The following is a 19,763-nucleotide window of genomic DNA, read 5'->3' on the forward strand; positions in this document are numbered from 1 at the left end:
CGATGCAACGCACTTTCATGTCTCGAAGTTAGTGCAGCGATGCAGGGACAGGAGCAAGGGCTGCCGATATAACTTGAAAAATCGCTTCTATTTGAATGCCGCACCCAGCTGTTCCAGAATATCTTCGATGCCTTCGATGCCTGCCGATAACCTGATTATGCGGCGGGTTACACCGACCTTCGCCTTTTCTTCTTCTGATAATGCGCGGTGAGATGTGCCATAAGGATAGGATACGGTCGTTTCAACACCTGCAAGCGTCGGTACGATTTTTATCCAGCCCAGCGACGAGAAGAAAACGGAAACGTCGATAGCTTCAGGAACTTCAAAGCTGACGATAGCGCCTTTACCGGGATACCAGACTTTTGTTTTTTTATTGAGAAAATCTGCTATTGCCTGTGCATTTTCAGTTTGAGCTTTCATGCGCAGCGCCAATGTTTTGATGCCGCGGATGGTCAGCCAGGCTTCGAAGGGACTGAGGTTCAAGCCCATATTAACAATGCGTTTTTCAGCAATCGCAATTAGCTCCTGGTCCCCGACTAAAACCCCAGCTGTAACATCACTGTGGCCGCCAAGGTATTTTGTGGCACTGTGGGCAACCAGGTCTGCGCCATTTTGGTAAGGTGTCATCGTGTATGGAGTGGCAAACGTATTATCGATCATTACCTTAAGACCATAATGTTTCTTTAACTGATCAAGCACTTCCAGATCTTCCACACGCAAAAATGGATTGGTAATGGACTCACTGAATATCAACTTTACCTCGGGGTAATCGATAAGGATCTGTTCAATCGCACTGATATCGGAGAAATCAGCAAAATGGACCTGGATCCCCATTAGAGCAAGTTCTTCTTTTAATAGAAGAAACGTGCCGCCGTATACATCTTCAGCCGCAAGAATATGATCCCCGCTTTTGACGACCGACAGAATGCCCGCAAGTATGGCTGATGTCCCTGAAGAAGCAGCCACTCCTTTCGGTGCGCCTTCAAGGTCTGCAACCGTCTGTCCAAGGGCATCCGTATTCGGGTTTGCTGTTCTGGAGTAAAGGTACGTTCCATTTCCTTCATAATAGCCTTCCAGCTCTTCCAGTGATGAAAAAGCGAAAGCGGAAGTTTGGTAAACCGGCATTACTTTTGGCTGGATAGTACGTTCTTTCATTTGAGCAGTGTGAACTGATTTTGTTTCGATGCTTGTCATTTCATTTTCCCCCTATTCCATGTCTGCGATAAATTCTTCCATCATTTCTTCATTCATAGGACCAACGATTTTTTGTTGAACCCGGCCATCAGTATCAATCATATACGAAGTGGGAATGCTCGCTGCCTGATAGAGGTCGCCTATGTCACCTTCCGTATCCATCGGAATGGGGAAAGTTAAACTGAACTCGTCAACAAATGCATTGATTTTATCCATTCCTTTGTCTGCCGTTGTCAGATTCACTGCCAATATTTCAACATTGTCACCCTCGGCCTGCTCATCATAATATTTCTGCATGTCCGGCATTTCTGCTCGGCACGGCGGGCACCAGGTAGCCCAGAAATTCAATATCACTTTTTTTCCTTTATAATCAGAAAGCCTTACAGCTTCTCCGTCCAGTGTCGTCAATTCAAAGTCCGGTGCTGTCTCTCCTTTTGCCAAACCTTCTTCTGTAGGGAGAAAATCTACGACGCTGCCTTCATTTAAACGATCAGTGGCCTGTCTCTCCTCAACATTCTTCTCTACAATACTTACCACCAGTATGACAATCAAAATTCCCACCAGCAATAAGCCCAATATTTTCTTCATAAAGTTTTCACTCCATTCGGATATCATCATACGATAAAATCCATTCAGTACGCTACTGTCTGTATAGTAAAAATAAAAATATCCGTAAAAAAACCGGCATCTGTGACGATGCCGGTCAATATTTTATCCGCCGATGTAATTGATAGGGTTAACTGCGTTCGAACGTGCACCATTCCAAGATCCGATATGGATTTCGAAGTGAAGGTGTGGTCCTGTTGAGCGGCCTGTGCTGCCCATTGAAGCAATACGCTGGCCTTGTGAAACTGCCTGGCCAACCGATACGCTAAGTGAACTGTTATGAGCGTATACAGTTGTGTAAGCCTGGCCATTGATCGAATGAGTAATCATGACCACATTACCGTAAGTTCCCATTGCGCCTGCATAGGATACATATCCTGAAGCTGCAGCATGGATAGGAGTACCAGTACTGTTAGCGATATCTATGCCACGGTGATTTTCATTGCCTGCTCCGATATTACGTCCACCGTAGTTCGAAGATAAACGGCCTGCCGCCGGGCGGATGAAACCGCCGCTGTTTTGAACCGGTGCGCTGTAAGTTGTCACTGATGAGCTTGAAGAATTATTGCTGGCTGCCGCTTTTTGGGCTGCTGCTCTTTCAGCAGCTTCTTTGCGTTTGCGCTCTTCTTCAGCTTTTCTCGCGATTTCCTGTAAACGCGCCTGTTCATCAGCGATTTTCTTCGCTAGGGCATTGCTTACGCCAATTGCTTCAGCATGCTCTTTTTCCAAAGCGGATTTTTCTTTAGCAAGACGTTTTTGCTCTGCTTCCAAATCTGCTTTCAAGCCTGCCTGTTCTTTCTTTTTGCTATCAAGTGATGATTTTAACTCTTCTAATTCTGCACGGCGTTTTTCTTGCTCCGCCAATTTCTTTTCAACTTCCGCTTGTTGTTCAGCCAGAAGTTCTTTGTCTTCCGCTTGTTCGCGCATGATATCACGATCCGCTTCGATCAGCATATTTACTGCTGAGAAACGGTCGATGAAGTCCACGAAGCTGTTAGCTCCAAGCAGTACATCGATATAGTCAACTGACCCGCCGCTTAATTGGATTGCGCGTGCGCGTTCCTTAAGCAATTCTTCGCGTTCAGCGATTTTACGCTCTAATTCTTCGATTGATGCTTTTAACTCGTCAATTTCTACAATTGTTTGATCAATTTCAGCTTGTACTGAATTGATTTTATCCTGAGTTTCAGTGATCTTGTTTTCCAACTCATTGATTTGTGCAACGATTTTCTCAAGTGTAGATTGATTTTCGCTGATCGCATTCGCTTTTTCATTGATATTCGAATTTAATTCGCTCTTTTTTCTTTCAGCTTCCTGCTGTTCCTTCTTCAGGTCGCTCAAATCATTAGCGCTTACTGATGGGGTTACCATCGTAATTGCTAATAATAATGAAACAACAGACAACATCCATTTCGACTTCGAGTTCAAGTTCGTGTTCCCCTTTCGGCTTTACGTTCTTTTCTATCTGTCTCTTTCTCTCTCTACGACTCTTTTAAAAACATTTTAATTATCTGCTATATTAAACACGCAGGAATTTGCGGATTGACATGAAACTTCCCCAGATTCCGATGAATACTCCCATCAGGAGGATCAATGCACTTACCTGGTAGATGAATGGCGCGAAATCCAGCAGCTGGATCATTTCGCCGCTCAGTTTAGGCTGTGCGAATTCAGTAACGTTGTAGTAAAGCGTTACTATCAAGGCAATCGGCAGAATTGAACCGAGTAAGCCAAGCCACATTCCTTCAAGAATGAATGGAATACGGACGAACCAGTTCGTCGCTCCAACCAGTTTCATAATTTCAATTTCATGCCGTCTCGCAACGATTGTGATACGGATTGTGTTTGAAATCAGAAACATTGCGGTAAATAACAAGGCAAGGATCAAAACGAGGCCAACGTTGCGGCCAGTGTTCAGGAATGTGAACAATTTCTCGATTTTACCTTCACCGTATTTCACTTCTTCGATGCCTTCAAGCTGTGAAATTTCTTTCGCCACATTTTCTGTTTGCTGCGGCTCGGTCGCTTTTACATAAAAAACATCCAGTAATGGGTTGTTCTGCTCAAACAGGCTGAACTCATCACCGAAGTCTAATACTAAATCAGAAAGTTCTTCTTCTTTTGTAGAGTAATTGACCGATTCAACGCCGGACATGCTCTTTATGGCTGTTTCCATCTCGGTAACACGTGCTTCATCAGCTTCCAATGAAACGAAAGATTTGATTTCTACATCGTTTTCGAGGTCATCTGCCACTTTATTCAAGTTCATCATAATCAGGACGAAAACGCCGACCAATAATAATGTGACTGTTACTGCACTGACGGATGCGAATGTCATCCAGCCGTTGCGTCCAAGGCTCTTAAGGCTTTCACGGAAATGGCGCGTTAATGTTCTAGCCTTCATAGCCGTAGTCACCTCCAACTTCGTCACGGGCAATTAGCCCGCCTTCGATAGCGATGACGCGGTGTCTCATTGTATTAACGATTTCCCGGTTATGTGTTGCCATCAAAATAGTTGTTCCGCTTGCGTTGATGCGTTCGAAGAGATTCATGATATCCCACGAAGTTTCAGGGTCGAGGTTACCAGTCGGTTCATCGGCAATTACCACTTTCGGTGTGTTGACGATTGAACGGGCAACTGAAATCCGCTGTTGCTCTCCACCGGACAATTCTCTTGGGAACATCCGTGCTTTATGCTTCAATCCTACAAGGTCAAGAACTTCGAGCACCCGTTTACGGATTGCTTCAGGCTTTTCTTCAATAACTTCCAAAGCGAATGCCACGTTCTCATAAACATTCAGTCTCGGAAGCAATTTGAAATCCTGGAATACAACTCCGATTTGGCGGCGCAGCAATGGAACGTTCTTTCTTTTAATTTTTGCAAGGTCTACTCCGTTGACCAGCATCTGTCCTGAAGTTGGGCTTTCTTCGCGATACATCATTTTGATGAAAGTCGATTTACCAGCACCACTCGGACCTACTATATATACGAACTCACCTTGCTTGATCTCAACGTTCATGCCGTTAAGGGCAACGATGCCGTTCGGATATTTTTTATAGACGTTCTTCATTTGTATCATCTATTATAACCACCTATATAAATTGTATTTCACAAAAACATTAAGTGTCCTAAAAATCCAGCAAACCCATTGTAGCACTTTTAAAACCTATTTTATATTACATTTCTGTATCAATTAACTTCAAGTTTTGCAACAATTCATATGTATTTGGATACAATTTTGTAAATTTAGTAAAACTATTTACCCAATTGATATTATTCTACTTTAAAAATATCGCTATATTTTAATATAATTTTCACGCACAAAAAAACCGACTTTTCAGTCGGTTTCATCACTTGCTTCTGATTTTATTGCTGTTCCGATAACCAGGCAGCTACTGCTTCAGCTTCTTCACCTTCGATAATCTTAGCTGGCATTGAACCGCGGCCTTCCAGAATGACAGTCAGAATTTCATCCTCTGATAATCTGGACCCTACATCGTTAAGCGGCGGGAAATTCCCTTGCCCTTCAAGGTTTTCACCGTGGCAGGAAATACAATTTTGTTGCACGACCTGCTCGGCATCAACTGAAGACTCTTCACCTGCCGGAGTTTCTTCCGGTGTTTCTTCAGGCGGTTCAGACTCTGTACTTTCGCCGCCTCCACAAGCCCCTAGAATGAGCGTTGTACCGAATAATAATGCCATTAAGCTTTTTTTCATCCTAATTCCTCCTTTTATTTTATCCATTAATATAAGTATACCTGAGCTAGGCCCGTTTGAAACCTTCACCTAAAACTTCCGACGCATCGGAAACGATAACGAATGCGGTAGGATCAATGTTTTTGACTACCTGTTTCAATTTAGTAAACTCAGTTTGATGGACGACAACCATTAAGATGGGACGCTCCGAATCTGTATAGCCGCCGGTTGCAGTAAGCTTTGTAACACCGCGGTCCACTTCTTCGTAAATCGCATCCCGGATTTCCATTTGTTTCGTTGTAATAATGTAAACAAGTTTCGATCTGCCAAATCCGACCTGAACCAAATCAATGGTTTTCGAAGTGACATAGAGTCCGATTAATGCGTAAAGCCCTCTTTCAATATCAAAAACTACAGCTGCGGCCAGAACAATCATTCCGTCGATGAGCGCAATACTCGTTCCAAGTGTCAAACCGGTGAACTTCGTAATGATTTGTGCCGCCAGATCTGTTCCGCCTGTCGAAGCCCTTCCGCGGAAAACAATGCCGAGTCCAAGACCAACCAAGATCCCCCCGAACAAAGCTCCCAATAGCGGATTCATCGTCCAGGCTTCCCAATCCTCCGTCAGATAAACGACAAACGGAAGGAAAATAGTTCCGACAGCTGACTTCAGGCCGAAGTTCTTCCCTAAAAGAATGACCCCTGCAATAAACAAGGGAATGTTAAATGCCCATTGCACGAATGCCGGTTTCCACTCAAATAAACCGAATAGGATGGTACTGATCCCGCTGACTCCACCTGAGGCCACTTCGTTCGGCAACAGGAACACGTTGAACGAAATCGCGACCAGCGCTGATCCGATGATAACATATATGTAATCCATAAATTCCGTTAAAAATGGATGCGCTTCTTTTCTATTGCGTTGATTTTTCTTTCCCATAAAATTGTGTTTCCTCTTTCCTATGCTGTATTCTTTTCGGCGAATCTAAATAATAAGCCCTGTCAGAGTATACCAAAGCGGACGCTTCTTGTGAACTTCATCCGGATAAAGCAAAAAAATCCCGCAGACATATAGTCTGCGGGATCGCTTTTCTTTGTCCAGACTCCAACGGCCAACTCCTCGAGTCGTAAGCCCCTTTGGCTGCACGGCTGAAAACACGCCGTTTCGCCAAAGTGTCTTACGCTTGTCGGAGCTGAACGGCCGTTTCCGCTTTTCTTCACTGCATCTTCGACCGCAGCAACGAGTTGATGAAGCCGTCGATGTCTCCATCCATAACAGCCTGGAGATTGCCTGTTTCATAATTTGTGCGGTGGTCTTTTACCATTGAATAAGGATGGAACACATAAGAACGAATCTGGCTGCCCCAGCCTATTTCTTTTTGTTCGCCGCGAATTTCAAGAAGTTGTGCTTCCTGTTCTTCGATCTTCAATGCATAGAGCTTCGCTTTTAACATTTGCATCGCTTTTTCACGGTTCTTGATCTGTGAACGTTCCTGTTGGCAGGTCACCACTGCTCCCGTTGGAAGGTGAGTGATGCGGACCGCCGAATCAGTCGTGTTAATGTGCTGGCCGCCGGCGCCGCTTGCACGATACGTATCGATCTTCAAATCTTCTGTACGGATATCAATTTCTATTTCCCCAGTGAATTCCGGCATGACTTCACAGGATACGAATGAAGTATGGCGTCTTCCTGAAGAATCAAAAGGAGAAATACGGACTAGGCGGTGAACCCCTTTTTCCGCTTTCAGGTAACCATATGCGTTATGGCCTTTTATACCAAGTGTAACGGACTTGACGCCGGCCTCTTCACCCGCAAGATAATCGAGTGTTTCCACTTTGAAGCCGCGTTTTTCAGCCCAGCGTGTATACATCCGAAGAAGCATTGAGCACCAATCCTGAGATTCGGTTCCGCCGGCTCCCGGGTGTAATTCCAAAATTGCATTGTTTTTATCGTATGGTTCGCTCAAAAGCATCTGAAGTTCGTAATCACTCAGTTTGGATTTGAATTCCTTCAATTCTTCACTCAGGTCTTCATGCAATTCTTCGTCCATTTCCTCACGCAGCAATTCGAGTGTCATTTCCATGTTTTCCTGGGACTCCACAAAATCGTGATAAGTATTGACGATTTCCTTCAAGCCATTCAATTCTGAAATGACGACTTGCGCAGCTTCCTGGTTGTTCCAAAAATCGGGATCGATCATCATTTCATCCAATTCCTGAATTCTGGCCTCTTTGTTTTCTAAGTCAAAGAGACCCCCTGAAGTCCGCCAGCTTTGCGGAAGATTTGTCGAGCTCGTTTCGAATATCTGCTAATTCCATCATAAATATTTCCTCCTCGTAAGAAAAGCGCATGCGCTTTGTTGCCGCTGGAGTCTTGACAGTGCGCCATTCCTCCAGAGCCATTTTCAATATTGAAGTTTCCTATTTTTTCCGTAAATAACACCGAAGAGCATAGCGCTCTTCGGCAATTAAATGTTCCTTATGCAGTTGCACCATGGCAGTTTTTGAATTTCTTGCCGCTGCCGCATGGACAAGGGTCATTTCTTCCGATAGTGGAATCGTTGCGGACCGGTTCTTTTTTCTTCTTGACCGCAGAGTCCCCTTCTTTCGGATTGACAGCTTGCCCTTTGGCAACTTCCTCACGCTGCAAATTGTTGCGGATTTCCGCTTTCATTGCATATTTAGAAACATCGTCCTCGATAGCTTCAACCATCGCCTCGAACATCGCAAATCCTTCATGCTGGTATTCGCGAAGCGGATCATTCTGCCCATAAGCACGCAAGTGAATACCTTGGCGCAGCTGATCCATCGCATCGATATGGTCGATCCATTTTGTATCGATTGAACGCAGAAGCACGACTTTTTCAAATTCACGCATGCGTTCCGGCGTCATTTCGACTTCTTTTTCGTCATAGCGTTTCACAACTTCCGCTCTGATGTAATCAATGATTTCTTCCTGTGTTTTATTCTGCAGATCCGCTTCTGTCACTGCATCTTCAGGCAAGAGGTTAGCCGCAAGCACATCAGCAAGTGTTTTCAAATGCCAGTTCTCCGGTTTTTCATCGGTAGTATGCGAATAAACGACGCGGTTGACTGTGTTGTCGATCATGTTTTCAACCAATGCGCGCATATTGTCTGTTTCAAGAACTTCCATACGTTCTTTATAGATGATTTCGCGCTGCTGGCGCAGAACATCATCATATTGAAGCAAACGTTTACGGGCATCGAAGTTATTCCCCTCGACACGTTTCTGTGCAGATTCCACAGAGCGCGTAACCATGCGTGACTGCAGCGGCTGTGAGTCATCCATGCCGAGTTTGCCCATCATATTGCGCATGGCATCAGAACCGAAACGGCGCATCAAATCATCTTCCAATGAAAGATAGAATTGTGTTACACCCGGATCTCCCTGACGGCCTGAACGCCCTCGCAGCTGGTTATCGATGCGGCGGGATTCGTGGCGTTCGGTGCCGAGAACAGCTAAACCGCCTGCTTCAACCACACCTTCGCCAAGTTTGATATCCGTACCACGGCCGGCCATGTTGGTAGCAATCGTAACCGCGCCTTTTTGACCGGCATTTAAAATGATTTCTGCTTCATGCGCATGATTTTTCGCGTTCAGCACTGAATGGCGAATTCCTTTTTTAGTCAGGTAATTTGAAATGATTTCTGAAGTTTCAATAGCGACAGTACCAACCAGCACCGGCTGTCCTTTTTGATGGCGTTCAGCAATATCATCGCCGACAGCTTTGTATTTCCCTTCAGTTGTCGCGTAGATCAGATCAACCCGGTCATCCCGGATAATCGGTTTATTGGTCGGAATTGCAATAACGTTCATATTATAGATATTGCGGAATTCCTCTTCCTCAGTTTTTGCAGTACCTGTCATCCCTGACAATTTTTTATACATACGGAAGAAGTTCTGGAAAGTGATTGTTGCCATTGTCATCGATTCGTTTTGGACTTCCAAACCTTCTTTAGCTTCGATTGCCTGGTGAAGACCGTCAGAATAGCGGCGGCCTTTCATCAAACGTCCCGTAAATTGGTCAACGATGACGACTTCCCCGTCCTGTACCACATAATCAACATCGTTATGCATTGTGACATGGGCTTTCAGGGATTGATTAATGGCATGGTTCAAACGCACATGGTTGATATCGAATAGGTTATCGATCCCAAATGCCTTCTCGACTTTTTCAATGCCATCCTCAGTTAAAACAACGCCTTTCGTCGTTTCATCATAAGTGTAATCCGTGTCTTTACCCAGCATGCGCGTAAAAGCGTTCGCTTGCATATAAAGCTGAGCCGATTTAGCTGCCTGTCCTGAAATGATCAATGGTGTACGCGCCTCATCGATCAAAATTGAATCGACTTCATCTACTACAGCAAAATTCAACGGCCGTTGGACCATATCTTCTTTGTAGAGAACCATATTATCCCGCAGGTAATCAAATCCAAGCTCATTATTCGTGCTGTAAGTGATGTCAGCCAAATACGCTTGATGTTTTTCTTCTTTTGTCATGTTGTTCGTGTTCAAACCGACAGTCAATCCAAGCCATGAGTACAGTTTGCCCATTTCTTCAGCATCACGGCTAGCCAAATATTCGTTGACTGTGACTACATGTGCGCCTTTTTTACTGATCGCGTTCAAATAGACGGCCATTGTTGAAGTAAGGGTTTTACCTTCACCTGTTTTCATCTCGGCGATATTCCCTTCATGCAAGGCAGCTGCCCCCATGAGCTGCACGCGGAATGGATACATTCCAAGCACACGTTTTGAAGCTTCCCTCACGGTCGCAAAAGCTTCAGGCAATAATTCATCAAGTGACTCGCCCTTAGCGTGACGGCTGATGAACTCTTCTGTTTTGGCTTTTAACGCGTCATCGGAAAGTGCCGCAAAATCGGATGCCAGAACTTCCACGGTATCAGCAATTTTTTCCAGTCTTTTTAAATCCCTTTTATTTGGGTCAAATACTTTGTTCAATACTCCTAACATTTATACCGCTCCTTGCACAGTGTCCAGTTCCATACACGAACCAGATCGCTATTGCTTTATTTATGTGTCAATTGGATCGCAAACTTTAAGAATCATTGATTGGACGGAACATGCATTGATTTCCGAAAAATCTCACTCCTCATTTTAACACTGCATATAAAACCGTGCAAACAAAGAAGAGTCAGTTTAATAGAAGGGATTTAAGAAATTGACAGCTTATTTCTTCAATAGGCAAAGATTTTTCGGGAAACAGAAAAAGCTGGACAGAATATTGCTTCTGTCCAGCTAAATCCCTGTTAGATTAAGTTTTGTTCTAAATTAAGAAGAACTTGTTTCGATCAAGCCATAGCTTCCATCTTTACGTTTGTAAACGATATTTGTATCGTTTGTTTCGGCATCTGTGAAGACGAAGAAATTATGCCCAAGCATGTTCATCTGCAATACCGCTTCTTCTTCATCCATCGGTTTCAGATCGAATTGCTTCGTACGGACGATTGTGAAATCCTCTTCCGCATCATCTTCGTAAGTGCCGTTGTTTTCATTTTCATAATTTGCGAAAGCCTGACCCATCGGTTCGCGGTCACGGAATTTACGGTTTACTTTCGTTTTATATTTACGGATTTGACGTTCGAGTTTTCCGACGATCAAATCTACTGCTGCATACAGTTCATCATGACGTTCTTCAGCACGCAATGTCAGGTTCTTCATCGGGATTGTTATTTCAACTTTAGATTGGCTGTTATTGATTGCCTTCAGGTTGACCATTGCATTCGCATTGGTTCCTTCAGGAAAATAACGTTCAATTTTTTCAACTTTCTTTTCAATGTGGTCTCGAATTGCTGGAGTTACTTCGATGTTGTCACCTTTAAAATTAAATTGCAGCATATTAACTCCTCCTTCTTAATCTCTTACACTGTTACATTTCTACATGTTCCCTAACGAATCCTTCTTAAAACGTAAATAGTTTCAGCAATATGAATTCAAGGTAAACTATATGGCAAGGAGGTGAAGGCGATGTTTACAAATAAGCTTATCGTCGTAACAGGAGCTGCTCAAGGAATCGGCAAAAGCATTGCCGGCCATTTCACAGAACAAGGCGCTAAAGTGATTGGCCTGGATATTGAAGAAGTGAATATTGAAGGCGTGGAATTTATGAAGTGCGATGTTGGAAATTTTCAGCAGGTGACCGATACGATGAAAAAGATCCACAAGAAATTCGGAGCGATCCACGTGCTGATCAATAATGCCGGTGTTTCAAAATTCCAGTCTCTTTGGGATATCGAAGAGGAAGATTGGGACGGTATTTTGGACACTAACCTGAAGTCAGTCTTCATTTGCAGCCGTGAAGCAGCACGGTATATGTCAGAAGATATCCGATCTATCGTTAATATGGCTTCGACACGCGCATTCATGTCTGAGCCGCATACGGAATTGTATTCCGCTTCAAAAGGGGGTATCTATGCGCTGACACATTCGCTGGCCGCCTCACTCAGTGAAAAAGGCATCCGCGTCAATTCCATCGCACCTGGGTGGATCCATACGGGTGAGAAATCAGAATTGAGGGATGTTGACCATGAGCAGCATTGGAGCGGCCGTGTCGGTGATGGTTCCGACATTGCGCGTGCCTGTCTATTTTTGTGCAATCCTGAAAATTCCTTTATTACCGCTGAGTGTTTGACGATTGATGGCGGGATGACCAGAAAAATGATATATGAGCATTAATTGAACGGGCTATTATCGCCCGTTCTCTTTTAAAATCAGGCACGGATCAAAGCAATGAACGAGACCGTTTCCGCTCCCGATTCCTTTAAGAGCTTTGCGGCAAGGCGCAGCGTAGTTCCCGTCGTATACATATCATCCACTAGCACAATATTTTTCGGCACCGGATTGCCGTTCAATGTGAATAACCCACGCGCAGCCATTCGCTCCTCTTTTGTCTTCTCCCCCTGAATCTCTTCATTCTTATGCAGAAGATGGATGTAATCCACTCTTCCGGCATCCAGCATGCTGTCGACTTGAGAAAAAGTCCTCTTCCTTAATCTTTCTTTATTCATTGGAATGGGTACGGCATTCGCCTTAGTCCTTGTTACGGCTAAGGCAAGTTCATCCGCAAATACTTCAGCCAGCACCACATCCTGCAGGAATTTGAACTGATGGAAATAATCCTTCATCGCTTCGTTATAAGCATATAAGCATTTCCCTGAATCGATGACACCGCGAAAATCAGTCGTCTCCCATTGACTGCATTCCACACAAATTTCCGGTCCGTGAACTCCGCAGATTCTGCATCCGTTTCCGTTTCGCTCAAAGCTTGATCTGCAATTAACACAAATCGTTTCTTCTGGATCCATAAAAAACAAGTCACGCCAGGAAGGTTTCAGATCCAATCTGTTATCACATAAATAACAGTTCATCGGCGTTCCTCCCGGTTATAGGAAATAATAAGATCCCGCGCTTTATCCATTTGCCGTGAGATGCCGTTATGGAAGAAAATCACTTCTCCATTCGGGAACGCACTGGAACGCCCAGCCCTTCCCGCCATCTGAATCAATGCAGAAGCTTCAAAAACCTCTTCATCAGCTCCAACAACACCAACTTGTATATTTTCTATCGTTACGCCTCTTTCCAATATTGTCGAAGTCAATACGCCCGGTATTTCACCGTTCCGCAGCTTCATCACTTTTTCTTTTCGGTCCTCATCTTTGGAGTGGACAGCTTCAATCCCATTATTGATCAATTTGAATAGTGGCTCTGCCTGCCGAATCATTTCAATGGTCGGGAAGAAAAGCATGAAAGGTTCATTTTTCTCTAGTCTCAGTTTTACCCACAAAGCTAAGCTCTCCGGGATTTTATTGGCGTTCAAAGATTTCCGGTAATTCCATAATGGCCGATAGTCCGGCACAGGAAGCGCGTGCCCATGAAAGCGGCGGAAGATTTTTGACTGGTTTGGCACAGATTTTAACAAGGCGCGTGAAGGCGTCGCGGAAACATAAACGATCGGCGCGTTTCTTTTTAAAGATTTGGCAACGGCCCTTGCCAGCGCAGGATCATATGAATACGGGAAAGCATCCGCTTCATCAACAACCACCAAGTCGAACGCGTGCTTGAAGCGATAAAGTTGGTGAGTGGTCGCCAAAACGAGCTGGGCAAAACCTTCTTCAAAAGTGGAGCCGCCATATAAGGTATGGATGGTTGTATCCGGAAAAACCGCTTTAAGCCGAGGCGATAATTCAAGCACTACGTCAGTGCGCGGTGCCGCAACACAGATACGTTTACCTTCTGACAAGGCTTTGTGCAGTGGCGGAAATAATAATTCTGTTTTTCCTGCGCCGCAGACGGCATAGACCAAATGGGATCTGTTTCTACGCAAGCTTTCATCCAATTCATCGGAAGCCTGCTGCTGGAGGTTTGTGAGTTCGCCATTCCATGTGAACGAATGGGAATAAGAGGGTAATAATTGAGGGTCTTTCCAAGAGATTAAATCTGTGCACGAGCTGACTCTGCCCATTCTGATGCAATGCCTGCAATAATAACAAACGGCTTCACATTTCGCGCAATTATAAGAAATGATTTTTTCAGCCGATCTCTCGAGGCATCGCGTACATTGCAGCTCTTCAGTGATGCCTTTTTGCACACCAATAAAACCTGCGTTTATCGCTTTTTCAATAGCCTCTTGTGGAAATGGCGTGAAATCACGCAGCCATATTCTGCCGCTGAGAAATTCCCGGATAGCTTCCATATTTCAACTCCTTTCATTTTTTAGCTCCTACAATCAACGATTTTTAGAAAAAGCCCTGGCCGGTTATTTTTTTACCCAGCCAAGACCCATTGATCCTTCTCCTAAATGGACACCGATAACAGGCCCAAAATAAGAAATATCGAATTCCACTGAAGAAAACTGCTTTTCCAGCTCCTTCTTCCATTGTATAGCATCCTCTTTGCGATTTGCATGAATAATCGTTGCTTTGAACTGTTCACCAGATTGCACATCGGCTTCCAGCAATGACACCATCCGGTTCATGGCTTTTTTGCGTGTGCGCACTTTCTCGAAAGGCACGATTTTCGTTTCATCAAAATGCAATATCGGCTTTATTTGGAGCATTCCTCCAACAAGCGCCTGTGCACCTGATAGCCTTCCCCCACGTTGAAGATGCTTCAAATCTTCTACCATGAAATAACCCCGCAACGATTTCTTCATCGTATTGAGTTCCAGCAAAATTTCTTTTGCATTAGCCCCGAGACTAGCCATTTCCGCAGCCTTCACCGCATAAAACCCTTGTATGGCACATGAAATCTCAGAATCGAACGCATAAACTTCTGCATTCTCTGTCATTTCCCCTGCTTGAATGGCTCCGGCATAGGTTCCGCTGATTCCACTGGAAAGGTGTATGGTCACAATTTCGTCGTAATCCAAAGCAAGACGCTGGAATAGATTGACGAATTCCCCGATTGGCGGCTGGGAGGTCTTCGGCAATTCAACTGCCGATTTCCTGTAAAATTCATCAACAGTCAATTCCTGCTCTTCTTCGAAAGATTCCAGACCGAAAGTCACTTGCAGCGGAATCATATGTATATTTAGTCTTTCACGGACATCCTTTGGCAGATAGGCCGTACTGTCCGTAACTATTGCTGTTTTCAACATGAATCATCCTCCTCATCAAGTTTACCAAATATTACCCTCACAAAACTACATAAAAAAAACTTCCCGCAAAAACGGGAAGAAGATCATCAATTGCCTATAAAATGAAGTCCGCTGACTTTCCAATCAGCATCTTCTTTCTTGAATATCACTACCTGTCTTCCTGATTGTTCAGTTTTAGCACCAGTTTCATCCTCGACAGATATTTCAATTTCAGCAAATACTTCTGCGCGTTCCGGTGCATATTTTACAATTGTCTCGTTCGACGGAGTATATTCGGTATCATAAGCAGTGAAAGCCTCTTCCAGAGCCGCCTGGTCTTCAGCGCGGTCAAAGCCTTCCGGTTCTTCAGCGATTACAGCCATATAACGGTCCAGGTCTTCCGCATTGAAAGCTGCGATGTATTCATCATAAGCAGCAAAAATCTCTTTCGCTTCTTCCTCCGGCACATCAGCTTCCAGTACATTCCCTTCGCTGTCCACCGTAAATCCGGCAGACTTATCTTCCTTATCTTCCATGCCGTGGTCTACAGCATTGTTTTCATTTTCCAGATTACTGTCGTCAACTGAATTCGTATTCTCGGCAGTACCACTTTCCTCTGAACAAGCAGACAGTAAAAGCAGCATGCCGGCCAGCAACATCATTTTTTTCATGGGGCACTCCTCCTGCGCTTCATTTTGACACAGCCCTTTTCATATATCAATGAAGAAACTGTGTCAATTCTCGCAGATCATCATAATTTCTCACTGAAAATAAAAAAAGCGATGGCACTTGGCCACCGCGTGGAATTTAAATTATCTTACTTCGACCCAACCATTTTTAATAGCTGTTACAACCGCTTGTGTACGGTCATTGACCTGCATTTTTTGCAGGATGCTGGAAACATGGTTTTTAACTGTTTTTTCTGAGATGAATAAAGTTTCACCGATAATCCGGTTGCTTTGTCCATCCGTCAATAATTGCAGAACTTCACTTTCGCGTTTCGTTAATAAATGGTATGGACGACGGATTTCCGTTTGATGGAAAGATCCTTTGTTTTCACGCTCGCTTAGCCGGCGGAATTCCATTACCAGATTACGGGTAACTTTCGGGTGAAGGTATGAACCGCCTTTCGCCACAACTTTAATGGCCTGAATGATCGCTTCCGCATCCATTTCTTTCAGCATATACCCTAATGCGCCTGTCTTCAATGCATGCGTAACGTATGACTCATCATCGTGAATCGACAGCATAATGACTCTTGCTTCCGGATGCTTCTCCATCAATTCGCCTGTCGCTTCGACACCATTTTTTTGAGGCATATTGATATCCATCAATACGACATCCGGTTGGTTTTCTTCATATAATTTGATGACTTCAGTACCGTCGCCGCCCTCGGCAACAACTTCAAAAGTCTCTTCGAAATCTAAAATCCTTTTTACCCCTTCACGGAATAGCTGGTGATCATCTACAATAATAATTTTCGTCATTATGTTGTCCTCCTCAAATACCGTTCTTATATACCCACTTCATAGGGGATCTGAAACATTAATATGGTTCCTTCCCCAAGACTTGAATTTATGATGAAATCCCCTTTGATCAGTTCGATTCTCTCTCGCATCCCGAGAAGCCCGAATGATTGATTCTTTACGATACTCTGATCAAAGCCGGTGCCGTTATCACTGACGCTTATGCTCACACGTTCTTTCAACCATTCCAGTTTGACCTCGATAGCAGTCGCCTTTCCGTGCCGGATTGCATTTGATATGGCTTCCTGCACCAAACGGAAGATAGAGGTTTCAAAACTTGATGGCAATCTTCTCTCGGTCCCATTTGATTCGAAAGCAAGAACCGTCCCCGGGTTATAATCACCGGTAGTTTCAAGATATTTCCTCAAAGTGGGAACCAACCCGAGATCGTCCAGCGCCATTGGACGGAGATCATAAATGATTCTTCTGACTTCAGTCAAAGCATGGCGAACCATTTCTTTCAATGATGAAATTTCACGGAAAGCCTGCTCTGGTCCTTTTTCGCGATAGGTGCGTTCAATCAGATCGGATCTGAGCAGGACGTTCGCCATCATCTGCGCAGGTCCGTCATGAATTTCACGCGACAGCCGTTTTCGTTCTTCTTCTTGCGCTTCGATGATCCGCAGGCTATAATCGTGATTTAACTGCGGCTTTTCAATCGCATCTTCAACCTCATCAAAATCGGATGAGAGATAATTCATAGTGATATTCAACTGGTTCACAAGCTTTTCAGCCCGTTCGATGGTCTGTAATAATGTCTGCAGACGCCTTTGATGGCGATCCCGTTTTTGGCGATATTTCTTTTCTTCGGAACGGTTCTCAGACAACTGAAGCTGCAAATTATTGGCATTTTCATAAGATTGACGAATCTGCTCTTCCGTATAAGAATTGAATGACCCCGATACTTCAGCAAGCCGCCTTCTTGCAGCCCTTGTTTTCTCTTCCAATAAGTCACCGGTTTTGATGATAGAGGAAATGTTCAAGCGAACATCTTCCAACTCGTCTTTCATCTCTTCATAACCCTGACGACTTTGCTCGCTTATAATGAAAATATCTTTTTTTGACTGCTCCATTTTGGCCAGCAGCTCATCGTAAATGGAATCCAACTCTTTTCCATCGATTTTTCTGGACATTTCAAAACCGCCTTAGATAATCTTCGTACATTCTGGTGAAATCCTTGCATCTTTATGCCTGCATAGGCTCTAACAAGTATATCACTATATAAGTAAGCTAATATTAAATATACATTACAAATTATCTGATTTCATTTTACAACAGGGGGGTTTAAATTGCGAGAATCTTACATGACAACAGGCAGTTCGGCCAGTGCTGAACTGCTTATACAAAAATCGCGTTTTATAGGATACGCTGCAAGAGCTGAAACTGAGCAGGAAGCTCTTGACTTTATAACTTCTATTAAAGAACAGCATCGTTCAGCAAATCACAATTGTTCCGCTTATATGCTAGGCGAACACGACTCTATCCAAAAAGCCAATGACGACGGGGAACCTAGCGGAACAGCGGGCGTCCCAATACTCGAAGTCTTAAAAAAGAAGCACTTGAAAGATACTGTCATCGTTGTGACCCGCTATTTCGGCGGTATAAAGCTTGGCAGCGGCGGATTGATCCGCGCTTATGGAAAAGCTGCTTCAGAAGCATTGTCTGCAGCCGGCATTGTGGAAAGAAGGCTGCATTCATTGATGAAAGTTACCATTGACTATACTTGGTTGGGCAAAGTGGAGAACGAAGTCCGGCAATCTGAATATCCTTTGAAAACAATTGAATACACCGAAGGCGTCGATATATATATTTACGTTCCAGTTGCTGAAGAAGAAGCATTCTCTTCCTGGATGAACGAGCTGACCAACGGACAATCTTCCTTTATCTGCACCAATAAGGAATATCTGGAATTCCCCGTCACCTGAGCAACTTTATTTACTCAGCTTTCAAAACACTGTATAATAAGTTGATTAGAATACTTGCTATTCGATTTTAAGATATCCCCATTTTCATATAGAAGAAAAGACTGGAAAAACTGAACTTGCAAATCGGTTAGCCCATTCCCACTCAGAGGAGCCATAACCATGAACCGTAAAAAATACCGCAAATCCAAATCGTCCAAAAAACGGACAATCATTAAAATTTCCCTGACCCTGGCAGTGTCTCTACTATTATGTCTTTCTGCGTATGGCATTTATTTAGTTAAAAAAGCCGAAAACGCCGCAAATAACGCCTTTGAAACCGGCGATCGTGAAATGTCCGAGCTGCGTGACGAAAAAGTCGAGCCTCTGCACGATGATATTTCCATTTTGTTCATCGGAGTCGATGACAGCAGCAAGCGTGACCAAAGTTCAAGCAGTATCCGATCTGACGCGTTGGTGCTGGCGACACTGAACAATGACGATAAGTCCATAAAATTGGTCAGTATCCCTCGTGATACTTATACTTTCATACCTGATGCGGGCAAAGAAGATAAGATTACACATGCTTATGCGTATAATGGACCTAGCTCCACTATCGAATCAGTCGAAAACCTCTTGGAAATACCCGTTGATTATTATGTAAGAATGGATTTCGAGGCCTTCATCGATGTAGTTGATGCCCTTGACGGCATTCGCGTTGATGTTCCTTATGACCTTGAAGAACAAGATGAATTTGATAATGCAGGCGCTATCAGCCTGGAAGAAGGAATTCAGACAGTCGACGGCAGTGAAGCACTCGCTCTTGCACGGACTAGGCATTACGATAACGACATCGAACGCGGCAAACGACAACAGATGATTTTGCAGGCTATCATGGATAAAGCTTTATCCGCCGGATCATTCACAAAATACGCTGATGTAATAGATGCAGTCGGCGATAACATGAAAACGAATCTCTCTTTCAAAGACATGCAGGCATTTTTCGAATATGCCAAAGACGGCAAGCCTGATGTCGAAACCATCACACTGAACGGTTATGATGATATGTCCACGGGCATCTATTACTGGCAGCTTGATGAAGAATCATTAACCGAAGTTCAGGATATCCTTCAAAGCCATTTAGGATTGAAACCTGACACATCTTCTTTCTCCGACAACAGTTCAAGTGAATTTGGAAATGAAGCTTATAATAATGAATGAC

General features: G+C 44.0%; 19 protein-coding genes. 3 read left to right on the forward strand and 16 right to left on the reverse strand.

Features of this window, described 5'->3' with window-relative positions; genetic code table 11:
• Positions 1-87: 87 nt before the first annotated feature.
• The 10 genes from AC2Q9J_RS03385 to hpf all read right to left on the reverse strand — a co-directional run bounded on the left by AC2Q9J_RS03385 (position 88) and on the right by hpf (position 11,378).
• Positions 88-1,194, reverse strand: coding sequence for a trans-sulfuration enzyme family protein (locus AC2Q9J_RS03385; RefSeq protein WP_499037172.1), 1,107 nt, complete (start codon positions 1,192-1,194; stop codon positions 88-90).
• A 12-nt stretch (positions 1,195-1,206) separates the two neighbouring features.
• Positions 1,207-1,782, reverse strand: a complete 576-nt coding sequence (locus AC2Q9J_RS03390) for a redoxin domain-containing protein (RefSeq protein ID WP_499037173.1) — start codon at positions 1,780-1,782, stop codon at positions 1,207-1,209.
• A 123-nt stretch (positions 1,783-1,905) separates the two neighbouring features.
• Positions 1,906-3,228, reverse strand: coding sequence for a murein hydrolase activator EnvC family protein (locus AC2Q9J_RS03395; protein ID WP_499037175.1), 1,323 nt, complete (start codon positions 3,226-3,228; stop codon positions 1,906-1,908).
• Between the two features lie 91 nt (positions 3,229-3,319).
• Complete coding sequence (ftsX, locus tag AC2Q9J_RS03400; protein ID WP_499037177.1) at positions 3,320-4,204, reverse strand: permease-like cell division protein FtsX; 885 nt, start codon at positions 4,202-4,204, stop codon at positions 3,320-3,322.
• Positions 4,194-4,880 (reverse strand): cell division ATP-binding protein FtsE, encoded by a 687-nt coding sequence (gene ftsE / locus AC2Q9J_RS03405; RefSeq protein ID WP_084244664.1) that lies wholly within the window; start codon positions 4,878-4,880, stop codon positions 4,194-4,196. The genes ftsX and ftsE overlap by 11 nt, the downstream gene beginning before the upstream one ends.
• A 287-nt stretch (positions 4,881-5,167) precedes the next feature.
• Positions 5,168-5,518 carry a cytochrome c551 gene (cccB, locus tag AC2Q9J_RS03410; RefSeq protein ID WP_499037179.1) on the reverse strand — a complete coding sequence of 117 codons (351 nt, stop codon included), beginning with the start codon at positions 5,516-5,518 and terminating at the stop codon, positions 5,168-5,170.
• A 46-nt stretch (positions 5,519-5,564) separates the two neighbouring features.
• Complete coding sequence (locus tag AC2Q9J_RS03415; RefSeq protein WP_499037181.1) at positions 5,565-6,437, reverse strand: YitT family protein; 873 nt, start codon at positions 6,435-6,437, stop codon at positions 5,565-5,567.
• A 277-nt stretch (positions 6,438-6,714) separates the two neighbouring features.
• A protein-coding gene (gene prfB / locus AC2Q9J_RS03420; RefSeq protein ID WP_499037342.1) for a peptide chain release factor 2 occupies positions 6,715-7,816 on the reverse strand; the annotation gives its coding sequence in 2 pieces (ribosomal slippage) (positions 6,715-7,743 and positions 7,745-7,816; 1,101 coding nt in all).
• A 160-nt stretch (positions 7,817-7,976) separates the two neighbouring features.
• The gene (secA, locus tag AC2Q9J_RS03425) at positions 7,977-10,493 is read right to left on the reverse strand and encodes a preprotein translocase subunit SecA (RefSeq protein WP_499037183.1); all 2,517 of its coding nucleotides are present in this window, start codon (positions 10,491-10,493) and stop codon (positions 7,977-7,979) included.
• A 318-nt stretch (positions 10,494-10,811) separates the two neighbouring features.
• Entirely contained in the window at positions 10,812-11,378 is a 567-nt protein-coding gene (hpf, locus tag AC2Q9J_RS03430; protein ID WP_499037185.1) for a ribosome hibernation-promoting factor, HPF/YfiA family, read from the reverse strand.
• 129 nt (positions 11,379-11,507) lie between these two features.
• Here hpf and AC2Q9J_RS03435 point away from each other — a divergent pair, with 129 nt between their 5' ends.
• Positions 11,508-12,215 carry an SDR family NAD(P)-dependent oxidoreductase gene (locus AC2Q9J_RS03435; protein ID WP_499037187.1) on the forward strand — a complete coding sequence of 236 codons (708 nt, stop codon included), beginning with the start codon at positions 11,508-11,510 and terminating at the stop codon, positions 12,213-12,215.
• A gap of 35 nt (positions 12,216-12,250) precedes the next feature.
• Here AC2Q9J_RS03435 and AC2Q9J_RS03440 read toward each other — a convergent pair whose 3' ends face one another.
• The 6 genes from AC2Q9J_RS03440 to AC2Q9J_RS03465 all read right to left on the reverse strand — a co-directional run bounded on the left by AC2Q9J_RS03440 (position 12,251) and on the right by AC2Q9J_RS03465 (position 17,773).
• Positions 12,251-12,907, reverse strand: coding sequence for a ComF family protein (locus AC2Q9J_RS03440; RefSeq protein WP_499037188.1), 657 nt, complete (start codon positions 12,905-12,907; stop codon positions 12,251-12,253).
• The gene (locus AC2Q9J_RS03445) at positions 12,904-14,232 is read right to left on the reverse strand and encodes an ATP-dependent helicase ComFA (protein WP_499037190.1); all 1,329 of its coding nucleotides are present in this window, start codon (positions 14,230-14,232) and stop codon (positions 12,904-12,906) included. Before AC2Q9J_RS03445 ends, AC2Q9J_RS03440 begins: the two co-directional genes overlap by 4 nt.
• Before the next feature lie 63 nt (positions 14,233-14,295).
• Entirely contained in the window at positions 14,296-15,132 is an 837-nt protein-coding gene (locus tag AC2Q9J_RS03450; protein ID WP_499037343.1) for a DegV family protein, read from the reverse strand.
• Between the two features lie 89 nt (positions 15,133-15,221).
• Positions 15,222-15,785, reverse strand: coding sequence for a YybH family protein (locus AC2Q9J_RS03455; RefSeq protein ID WP_499037192.1), 564 nt, complete (start codon positions 15,783-15,785; stop codon positions 15,222-15,224).
• A gap of 141 nt (positions 15,786-15,926) precedes the next feature.
• Positions 15,927-16,601 (reverse strand): response regulator, encoded by a 675-nt coding sequence (locus AC2Q9J_RS03460; protein ID WP_499037194.1) that lies wholly within the window; start codon positions 16,599-16,601, stop codon positions 15,927-15,929.
• Between the two features lie 26 nt (positions 16,602-16,627).
• Positions 16,628-17,773 carry a sensor histidine kinase gene (locus AC2Q9J_RS03465; protein ID WP_499037196.1) on the reverse strand — a complete coding sequence of 382 codons (1,146 nt, stop codon included), beginning with the start codon at positions 17,771-17,773 and terminating at the stop codon, positions 16,628-16,630.
• Between the two features lie 156 nt (positions 17,774-17,929).
• On the opposite strand from AC2Q9J_RS03465, the gene AC2Q9J_RS03470 reads away from it, so the two are divergent.
• A complete protein-coding gene (locus AC2Q9J_RS03470) occupies positions 17,930-18,565 on the forward strand; it encodes a YigZ family protein (protein ID WP_499037198.1) in 636 nt (211 codons plus the stop codon).
• Between the two features lie 159 nt (positions 18,566-18,724).
• Complete coding sequence (locus tag AC2Q9J_RS03475) at positions 18,725-19,762, forward strand: LCP family protein (RefSeq protein WP_499037200.1); 1,038 nt, start codon at positions 18,725-18,727, stop codon at positions 19,760-19,762.
• Position 19,763: the final 1 nt, after the last annotated feature.

The sequence above is a fragment of the Planococcus sp. RAB007_Raresut genome, assembly GCF_057369535.1.

Coding starts and splice junctions, on each gene's coding strand:
- AC2Q9J_RS03385 (WP_499037172.1), bottom strand. CDS start 1,194: ATGACAAGCATCGAAACAAAATCAGTTCACACTGCTCAAATGAAAGAA.
- AC2Q9J_RS03390 (WP_499037173.1), bottom strand. CDS start 1,782: ATGAAGAAAATATTGGGCTTATTGCTGGTGGGAATTTTGATTGTCATA.
- ftsX (WP_499037177.1), bottom strand. CDS start 4,204: ATGAAGGCTAGAACATTAACGCGCCATTTCCGTGAAAGCCTTAAGAGC.
- ftsE (WP_084244664.1), bottom strand. CDS start 4,880: ATGATACAAATGAAGAACGTCTATAAAAAATATCCGAACGGCATCGTT.
- cccB (WP_499037179.1), bottom strand. CDS start 5,518: ATGAAAAAAAGCTTAATGGCATTATTATTCGGTACAACGCTCATTCTA.
- AC2Q9J_RS03415 (WP_499037181.1), bottom strand. CDS start 6,437: ATGGGAAAGAAAAATCAACGCAATAGAAAAGAAGCGCATCCATTTTTA.
- secA (WP_499037183.1), bottom strand. CDS start 10,493: ATGTTAGGAGTATTGAACAAAGTATTTGACCCAAATAAAAGGGATTTA.
- hpf (WP_499037185.1), bottom strand. CDS start 11,378: ATGCTGCAATTTAATTTTAAAGGTGACAACATCGAAGTAACTCCAGCA.
- AC2Q9J_RS03435 (WP_499037187.1), top strand. CDS start 11,508: ATGTTTACAAATAAGCTTATCGTCGTAACAGGAGCTGCTCAAGGAATC.
- AC2Q9J_RS03440 (WP_499037188.1), bottom strand. CDS start 12,907: ATGAACTGTTATTTATGTGATAACAGATTGGATCTGAAACCTTCCTGG.
- AC2Q9J_RS03445 (WP_499037190.1), bottom strand. CDS start 14,232: ATGGAAGCTATCCGGGAATTTCTCAGCGGCAGAATATGGCTGCGTGAT.
- AC2Q9J_RS03455 (WP_499037192.1), bottom strand. CDS start 15,785: ATGAAAAAAATGATGTTGCTGGCCGGCATGCTGCTTTTACTGTCTGCT.
- AC2Q9J_RS03460 (WP_499037194.1), bottom strand. CDS start 16,601: ATGACGAAAATTATTATTGTAGATGATCACCAGCTATTCCGTGAAGGG.
- AC2Q9J_RS03465 (WP_499037196.1), bottom strand. CDS start 17,773: ATGTCCAGAAAAATCGATGGAAAAGAGTTGGATTCCATTTACGATGAG.
- AC2Q9J_RS03475 (WP_499037200.1), top strand. CDS start 18,725: ATGAACCGTAAAAAATACCGCAAATCCAAATCGTCCAAAAAACGGACA.